The organism is Thermosporothrix sp. COM3, assembly GCF_059696735.1.
In genome coordinates this window covers 3,202,000-3,211,029 of the sequence record NZ_AP019376.1, presented here as the reverse complement: position 1 = coordinate 3,211,029, position 9,030 = coordinate 3,202,000, and the positions used below count along the sequence as shown (strand labels likewise).

Sequence of the window (9,030 nt, the reverse complement as noted above, 5' to 3'; positions counted from 1 at the left end):
ATGCCCTTCTCTTCTCCTCTGTCATGTGCCAAAAGATGTATTTCTACTGCCCGATGCTCTGAAACACAGGCAAGCGAAATGCTGAATGTACCTTTCGATACATGACTTTCCCTGAAGACTTGTTTAGACTTGCAGCAGAAAGAGTGCTTCTCACCCGGAAAAGTCAAAATGAACGCCAGCCTTCTCCTGTACAAAGCAAGCACACCTGGCTGGTGATATCTGGCAGAGTTAATAAGGAAGTATCAATGCGCAAAGCAAGCTTTCTCACAGAAGAGACAATCCAGGCCAGGCTGCAAGCGGAACTTGCACAGCTTCTGGACATTGATATTGCGGAAGTCGATATACATGATTCTTTCGCGAGTTATGGGCTGGTTTCGGCTGATGCGGTGCAGTTCGTCAGCTTACTGGAAGATTGGTTAGGAGTCAGTCTTTCTGATACACTCCTCTACGACTATCCAAATATAGCCGGGCTTACTCAGTACCTGATGACGCTAGAGACGCCACACACCGCAGCTCGCACACCCCGTGGAGCATCAAATGAACCGATCGCAATTATCGGTATCGGCTGCCGCTTCCCTGGCGGAGCAGATACACCAGAAGCTTTCTGGCGGCTCCTCTCTCATGGCGAGTGTACCGTAACAGAGGTTCCCCCTGAGCGCTGGAGTCTTGAAACATTTTACGACCCGGATCCCCAGGCTCCTGGCAAGATGTATACCCGCTTTGGAAGCTTTATCTCTGATATTGATAGCTTTGATACCAGCTTTTTCGGCCTCTCGCCTCGCGAAGCCTCGCGAATGGACCCCCAACAGCGACTATTGCTTGAAGTTGCCTGGGAAGCGCTGGAGCGCGCCGGTATCTCTCCTGAATCGCTCCAGGAGAGTCAGACCGGCGTTTTTATCGGCATGATGAGCAACCAGGAATACATGCAGCTCCAAATTCAGCACGGAAACGGCGACCATCTCAATGACCCCTACTTCGGGCTGGGCAGCGCGGCCAGTGTTGCCGCCGGGCGTCTCTCTTATCAGCTCAACTTAAAAGGGCCCGCGTTGACTGTCGATACGGCCTGTTCATCCTCCCTGGTGACTACCCATCTCGCATGTCAGAGCCTGCGGGAATATGAATCTGATCTCGCTCTGGTCGGAGGTGTGAACGTCACGCTGCTTCCAGAAAATATTGTCAATTACTGTAAAATGGGGATGCTTTCAGCCGACGGGCGCTGCAAAACCTTCGATGAGTCGGCCAACGGGTTTGTACTGGGAGAAGGCTGCGGGATACTTGTGCTCAAGCGCCTCTCGGATGCGCTCGCAGATAGAAACCCTATCCTCGCGCTTATTCGCGGCTCTGCTGTCAATCAAGATGGGCGCAGCAATGGCCTGACCGCACCGAACAAACACGCACAGGCCGCTGTCATTCGACAAGCATTGGCAAACGCAGGCATCACCCCTCAGCAGGTGCAATATGTGGAAGCTCATGGTTCCGGGACTGCATTGGGCGATCCAATCGAGGTCGATGCATTGATGTCGGTGCTGGGAGAGGAGCGTCATTCAGAACATCCCCTCCTGATCGGCTCGGTAAAAACCAACATCGGTCACCTGGCCGGAGCAGCAGGTATTGCAGGGCTCATTAAGACGGTTCTCGCTCTCCAATACCGTGAACTTCCCCCTCACCTCCATGTACAAAAGCCCAATTCGCGAATCAACTGGCAAGCATACCCGATCGAAATAGTACAGCAAAGGCGGGCCTGGCCTGAAGGAGCGCATATAGCAGGGGTCAGCTCTTTTGGCTGGTCCGGGACCAACGCACATGTCATAGTAGAAGAAGCGCCCATGCCGCCAGAAACCGAAGCACCTGCCACCGCACAATTGCTTCTGCTTTCTGCCAGAACCACAACAGCCCTGGAACAGGCAACAGAGCGCCTCACCACGTACTTACAGCAGCACCCCACCGCTCTTCTGGCTGATGTTGCCTACACCACGCAGGTAGGTCGTACCTCCTTCCAGAGGCGGCGGGCCATCATTGCCAGAAATAGAGAAGAAGCCCTGCGTACACTGACGGAACGCTCCTTCCTGACCGGTTTTCCTTCAGACAAGGGGCATCCAATCGCATTTCTCTTCTCACATCAAGAGTACCTCTCACTTGAACAGAGTACGGAGTTCTATCAGAACGAACCTGTTTTCCGCTCCATCATTGACCGCTGCCGCACGTATCTTCTGCATACCTTCAACAGAGATATCCAGCAGTGCCAGAAACAAACCCAATCCTTCATTGTGAAATATGCGCTTGCCGTACTCCTGCGCTCGCTAGGTGTCACGCCATCGGCTCTGTTCAGCTCAGGAAGGGATGAGTACATTGCGGCATGTCTCTCCGGGGTGCTCTCGCTTGAAGATGCTCTCAGGTTGAACATGGCACAGGACACAGAAAGCCCGGACCTTCTTTCTCAGCTTCCATGTCACCCGCCCGAGATTCCCTTTATCTCTTCCCGCACCGGAGACTGGATCTCGACGGAACAGGCTACTGATCCTGAGTACTGGATCACATGCGGACAGCAAACCGTTGATGAGATCAGACAGTCTCAATACAGCAAGCGATACTTCCTTGTACACATTGGAGGCCAAACCGAGCAAGATACTGCTGAGACGTCTATAGTGGCGCTTCTGCACTCGGCTGATGATCACCTCTCTGTTCAGGAGACTGTACTTACCTGCCTGGGTAAACTCTGGCTTGCCGGGGTTTCAATCAACTGGTCTGCTCTCCATGCAGGAACGCAACGAAGGCTGCTCTCATTGCCTACCTACGCTTTCGAGAAACAGCGCTGCTGGATAGGGAATCGCTCTGAAGAACGGCTCCCACAATCCGGGAAAAGAGAACTCGCCGATAGGTTCTACCTCCCTGAATGGATTCAACGTCCGGCGCCCCGGGCAAACGGGCTGACGGAAAGTGGCCCCTGGCTTCTTTTTCATGATCAAGCGGATCTGGGCAAGGCAATTACACAGCAACTCCTCCGGGAAAATCAGTCAGTTATCCAGGTTTATGCGGCTACACACTTCCATCGGCAAAATGACTATATGTATTCCATCCGCTTGGCATGCCAAGAAGACTACAGCAGGCTTTGTCAGGAGTTGCAAGACAGTGGTTTGTTCCCTGCAACAATTATTCACTGTGGAGGCTTTTCCAGACAGGATAGCGAAATGCCCTCCAGAGCTTCCTTTCAAGCCCTGCAAACCAATGGCTTCTATAGTGTGCTCTTCCTGGCGCAGGCATTACAGGCATACTCGCACCCTGTTCGGCTAAACATCATTACCAATCAACTTCAACCCGTAACTGATCGGGACCATGTGCATCCAGAGCATGCCCCCTTACAGGCAGCCTGTAAGGTGATACAACAGGAATACCCCGCTCTTCGTTGTACGCATATCGATCTGGCAGGCAATGCCTTACAGTATCAAAGCGACGAAGATACGATCAGGCAGCTTCTCATAGACTGTTGCACTGACAGTCCAGATCAAAGCATTGCATATCGAAACCAGCAACGTTGGGTCCAGCAGTATCGCCCTATCCATCTGGAAGCACCTCTGTATCCTGCACACCTACGAAAACAGGGCGTCTACCTTATCACCGGGGGGCTGGGCGGTATCGGTCTTGCTCTGGCAAAGTACCTCGCCAGAACAGTACAGGCTCGACTTGTCTTGCTCAGTCGCTCGGCTTTACCCGCACGAGAAACCTGGCCAGACCTGCTTCGCAGTGAAGACAGCACGAGTAAAACCGCACAGCGACTTCAACATCTGCTTGAGCTGGAGGCCCTCGGTGCAGAAGTCCTGCTACTTCAAGCCGATATTGCTGATCCGGCACAGACACAAGCAGCCATACAACAGACGCTTACCCGATTCGGTACACTGCACGGAGTCTTTCACGCGGCTGGCAACGTGGAGCAAGAGGCCCTCAAATCGATCCAGCATCTGACCCGGGCCGATTGCGAGCTTCATTTTCAAGCAAAGGTGTACGGAACCATTGCGCTCTATCAGGCACTGCAAGAAGTGCCTCTCGATTTCTGCCTGCTCTTCTCTTCTATCTCTGCTGTACTGGGTGGTCTGGGCTTTATCAGCTATGCAGCCGGAAATTGTTTCCTGGATAGCTTCGCCCGGCGCTATCGAAGTTTGGAACAGCCGTGGATCAGCGTCAACTGGGATACATGGCTAACGGACAGTATGAAAACAGCCTTCCAGGGGAAAGCACTTCTTAGCTATGCAATGGAACTCGATGAGGGACTTGATGCCTTGAATCGCATCCTGGCCTCTCCAGTCGCTCCCCGGATCGTCCACTCAACAGGGAAGCTTCAAGAGCGACTTCAGGAGTGGCTGCCACCTGTCAGCGAAACGCCTCCCTCACAGACTCCAACCATTGTCAGAGATTACGAGCGCACGATCACCACTATATGGCAGGAAGCACTTGGCCTGAACGAAGTCAACCCTGACGATAACTTTTTTGAATCAGGGGGGAACTCTCTTATTGGCATACAGGTTATCAACAAGATCAATAAAGCGCTGCAACTCCAACTACCCAATGTTGCGCTCTTTGAAGCGCCCACGATCAACGCCCTTGCCCGCTATGCTCGCAACACTCAACAGACAGCGACAACGGAAAGCAAACAACCGCAAAAAGCCAAACGCGCCACCCCCCAACAAAATGGTATCGCTATTATTGGCATGGCCGGGCGCTTTCCGGGCGCCAACTCTATTGAACAATTCTGGGAGAATTTGCGTAACGGCGTGGAGACTATTTCTTTCTTCTCAAAAGAGGAACTGGCAGAAGCCGGTGTCCCTGACCATCTGCTTCAGCATCCTGATTATGTGCGAGCACGCCCGATACTTGAAGACATCGCATCTTTCGATGCCGCATTCTTCGGCTATACACCCCGAGACGCAAGTTTACTTGATCCACAACACCGACTTTTTCTTGAGTGTTGTTGGGAAGCGGTTGAGCATGCGGGCTATGACACCCAGACGTATAAGGGGTCTGTCGGTGTCTTTGGCGGTTCCGCTATGAGTACCTACCTGCTATCGCATGCAAACACCATCCTGGGATCAATCGATGACTATCAGCTTGTCATCAGCAACGACAAAGATTCCCTGACAACAACCGTTTCCTACAAACTCAATCTCAAAGGGCCAAGCGTTGCGGTTCAGACCTTCTGTTCTACCTCTCTGGTCGCCGTCCATCTTGCCTGTCAAAGCATCCTTGCCAATGAATGTGATATGGCTCTGGCAGGAGGCGTCTCGGTTCGCGTCCCGACAAAGAGAGGCTATCTGTACCAAGAAGGCGGAATGGAGTCCATTGATGGACATTGCCGTACCTTTGATGCGAAAGCCACAGGAAGTATCTTCGGGGACGGCGTTGGCATTGTTGTCCTCAAGCGCCTTTCTGATGCTATCGCAGATGGAGACACCATTCATGCCGTCATCAAAGGCAGCGCGATCAACAATGATGGCTCATTGAAGGTCAGCTATAGCGCTCCAAGCGTGACCGGACAGGCAGAAGCAATCAAGGCCGCTCTGCTCAATGCAGACGTCTCCGCGGAGAGTATCAGCTATGTCGAGGCACATGGAACAGCCACAGAACTCGGTGACCCGATCGAAATTACAGCCCTTACAAAAGCGTTCCGCACAGACACAGAGCGTCAACAGTACTGCGCGATTGGCTCTGTGAAAACAAACGTAGGTCATCTTGATCGCGCCGCGGGCGTCTCCGGTCTCATGAAGACAACGCTGGCACTGGAACATGAAGAGATCCCCCCGAGCCTCCACTATCAATCACCAAATCCTGAGATCACTTTTGCCAGCAGTCCCTTCTATGTCAATTCCCGGCTGACTCCGTGGCCGCGCAGCAGTCGTCCACGAAGAGCGATGGTCAATTCGCTTGGTATGGGTGGAACGAACGCCCATGTTATTCTTGAGGAGGCGCCCATGCAGACGCCTTCATCGGCTTCTCGCTCCTCGCAGCTCTTTGTTCTCTCTGCCCGCTCGGAATCTGCCCTTCAGCAGAGTATCAGCAATCTGCAAAACTACCTGGAACGCCATCCAGATGCGAAGCTTGCAGATGTCGCCTATACCCTCCAGGTTGGGCGCAGACGTTTTGAACATCGTTGCACCTTCGTCAGTGGGACGCAGGCGGGAGCGTTACAGGCGCTCTCCACAGGAACCGGTCTCCATATACGGAAAGAACAGCGTACCGGACGCCCGCTCATTTTGTGCTTCCCGGCAACGGATCACTATCAGGATATCCAACTGCTTTGTGCTCAAGAACCCGCTTTTCAAGCCCACTTCGACCGAGGATGGGAAAGCGTGTGCTCCCTGACCGGGTCCCAGAGAGAGAAGCAACCCACCGGACAGGTTGCCCTTTTCCTGGCAGAATATGCGCTCGGACAAGCCCTTCTTCAATCAGGCATTACTCCTCAAGCCGTATTTGGCTCTGGCATTGGAGAATATGTAGCGGCCTGCCTGGCCGGGGTGCTGACACTTGAAGACGCTTTGTCTCTGGTACTGGCAGAAACCCCACAGGCTCTGGCAGAACAGGCCCGGAATATCGAACTCCATACGCCGAGTATCCCTTTCTTTTCAAGCAACAGTGAAACCTGGCTCCGTGATGGTCTTGCAATTCCTTCCTCCTACAGAGGAGCCCTGACAAAGCAAAACGTGTCCCTATCAGCCTCACTCCTGCAATGGATACAAGAGCCTGATTCGGTGCTTCTGACAGTAGGCACCGCCCAAAATCCTGAGCTTACCTCTTGCCTCAAGCAGGTTGATTCTCGCTTGCTTCCAGATATGCTGACAGCCATCCAACCGGGAAATGCATCCTTTCTTGCAATGCTCGGGCAGCTCTGGCTTGCCGGCGTCACAATCGACTGGGAACGCTTCTACAGTCAGGAACGGCGCCACCGACTGCCACTGCCAACCTATCCATTTGAGCGCCAGCATTACTGGATTGAAGCGGCACCGGCGCAGCCAGAGGTTTCAGCACAGCGCACAACAGAGCAAAAGCAGCCACTCAAAGACTGGTTTTATCTCCCCGGCTGGAAACAAGCACCGCCGGCTCGCATTGCTCGAAGGCAGGCACGTGAACAACAAGCCCACTGGGTGTTCTTTATGGACAATTGCCAGATCGGGAAACAGCTTATCACGCACCTACAGCTTCTTCCAGAGCAGGTCACGTGTATCTGGGCCGGTCAGGCCTTCCAGAAAAGAGAAGAAGGCATATATAGCATTCATCCGGGTGAGCGGGCTGATTACGAAATGGTCCTGAAGGAATTACAGGCGCAGGGAAAAACACCTGCTACCATCGTTCATCTCTGGTCACTCAATCGCGAAGAACGAGCAATAGAAACAGAGCTCAGAGAAGGCTTCTCTAGCTTGCTCTTCCTCGCTCAGGTGCTTGGCGACCTGGGAATTCAATCCTATTCCCTGAATGTACTTTCAAGCACCATTTATGCTATCACCGGACGAGAAACAATCCGCCCGGCCCTCGCGACACTCTCAGGCCCCTGCCGCGTGATTCCTCAGGAATATCCGAGCGTCAGTTGTCGCAACATTGATATAGAGTTGCCAGAGCCAGGAAGTCAGCAGGAGACCACGCTGCTCCATCTGATCAGCGCCGAACTCAGCAGTGAGACAGGAGAAAGCGTCGTTGCGCTGCGTGATAAGACGCGTTGGATACAGAGCTTCGAGCCGCTAGAACTCCCGGAAACGCAGCCGGATACCGTCAACCTGCGTCAGAATGGCGTGTATATGATAACCGGCATCGGTGGGCTTGCTCTGAGCATGGCAGCATACCTGACACAGAAGTTTCATGCCAAAATAGCACTTATCGGACGCAGCATGCTTCCTGCTCGTCAGGAATGGCCCCATATCCTTGCCAGCCAGGGAGATACATCCGGCATAGGCTGGAAAATTCGCACGGTTCAGTACTTAGAGCAAGCAGGCGCAGAGCTTCTCTTCCTTCAGGCCGATGTCTCAGATGAAGAACAGATGCGTGCAGCCCTTACTCAAACACTCTCAACCTTTGGCACACTACATGGCATCCTGCATACTGCCGGCGCGCCGGGCGTTGGTCTGATCCAGATCAAAAAACCTGCCGATGCGGCAACAGTGCTCGCTCCTAAAGTGGTGGGAACAGAGACACTCTTACGAATCATCAAGGAAAAACCAGATCTTTCGCTCGACTTCCTGGCTCTCTTCTCATCTATCACCTCGATTACGGGAGGCCCCGGGCAGGTCGATTACTGTGCCGCAAACGCGTTTCTCGACGCCTGCACCCGTTGTTCATACCCGCAGATAGGAACTCTTGTCTCGCTGAGCTGGAGCGAATGGCAATGGAACGCATGGGAGGCGGGTTTAGCAGGATACGATAGCGAAACACAGAACTTCTTCCGTACGCAACGCCAGATCTTCGGGATCACAGCGGAGGAAGGTGCAGAGGCTTTTGTGCGTGTCCTGGCATCTTCGCTTTCTCATGTTATCGTCTCACCTCAGCCATTCCAGGCACTGCTGAATCTCAGCACAACGCTTACAACCAGGACTGTGCTCCAGCGAACCCAGAAACAACAACAGAATCGGGTGAAACACCCGCGACCCAATCTCAGCAGTTCCTATGCTCCGCCAGCGACAGATCTGGAACGCCAGATTACCGCAATCTGGGAAGATCTACTCGGTATCGAAGCCATCGGTGTCAATGATAACTTCTTTGAGCTCGGTGGCAACTCTCTTATCGGCCTGGATCTGGTGACGCGCCTGAAAAAAGGGCTGAAACTGACAAACCTTGCAGCCTACATCATCTACGAAGCGCCCTCGATTCATGCCCTGGCACAGGTCATCCCGCAGGAGCAGGCTGAAACGGTCAGTGTCATACGCTCCGATAGAGGCACACGCAGGCGGGAGGCGCTTCGCCGTCGCATGCATGGAGGAGGACAAAAGAGCGAATAGCCCTCCCCAAGACACACATCTCATCGTGACACAGTTATTTCTCCACTGGAGAGGAGAG

The 9,030-nt window shown here is 53.3% G+C and carries 1 protein-coding gene; it reads left to right on the top strand.

Annotation, left to right across the window (positions count from 1 at the left end; genetic code table 11):
- The first annotated feature begins 245 nt into the window (after positions 1 to 245).
- On the top strand, positions 246 to 8,972 hold the full coding sequence (locus tag KTH_RS13795) for a type I polyketide synthase (protein WP_497619406.1): 8,727 nt from the start codon (positions 246 to 248) through the stop codon (positions 8,970 to 8,972).
- Positions 8,973 to 9,030: the final 58 nt, after the last annotated feature.

Excerpts from the sequence above, each read along its gene's own strand:
- KTH_RS13795 (WP_497619406.1), top strand. The coding sequence starts at position 246 with ATGCGCAAAGCAAGCTTTCTCACAGAAGAGACAATCCAGGCCAGGCTG.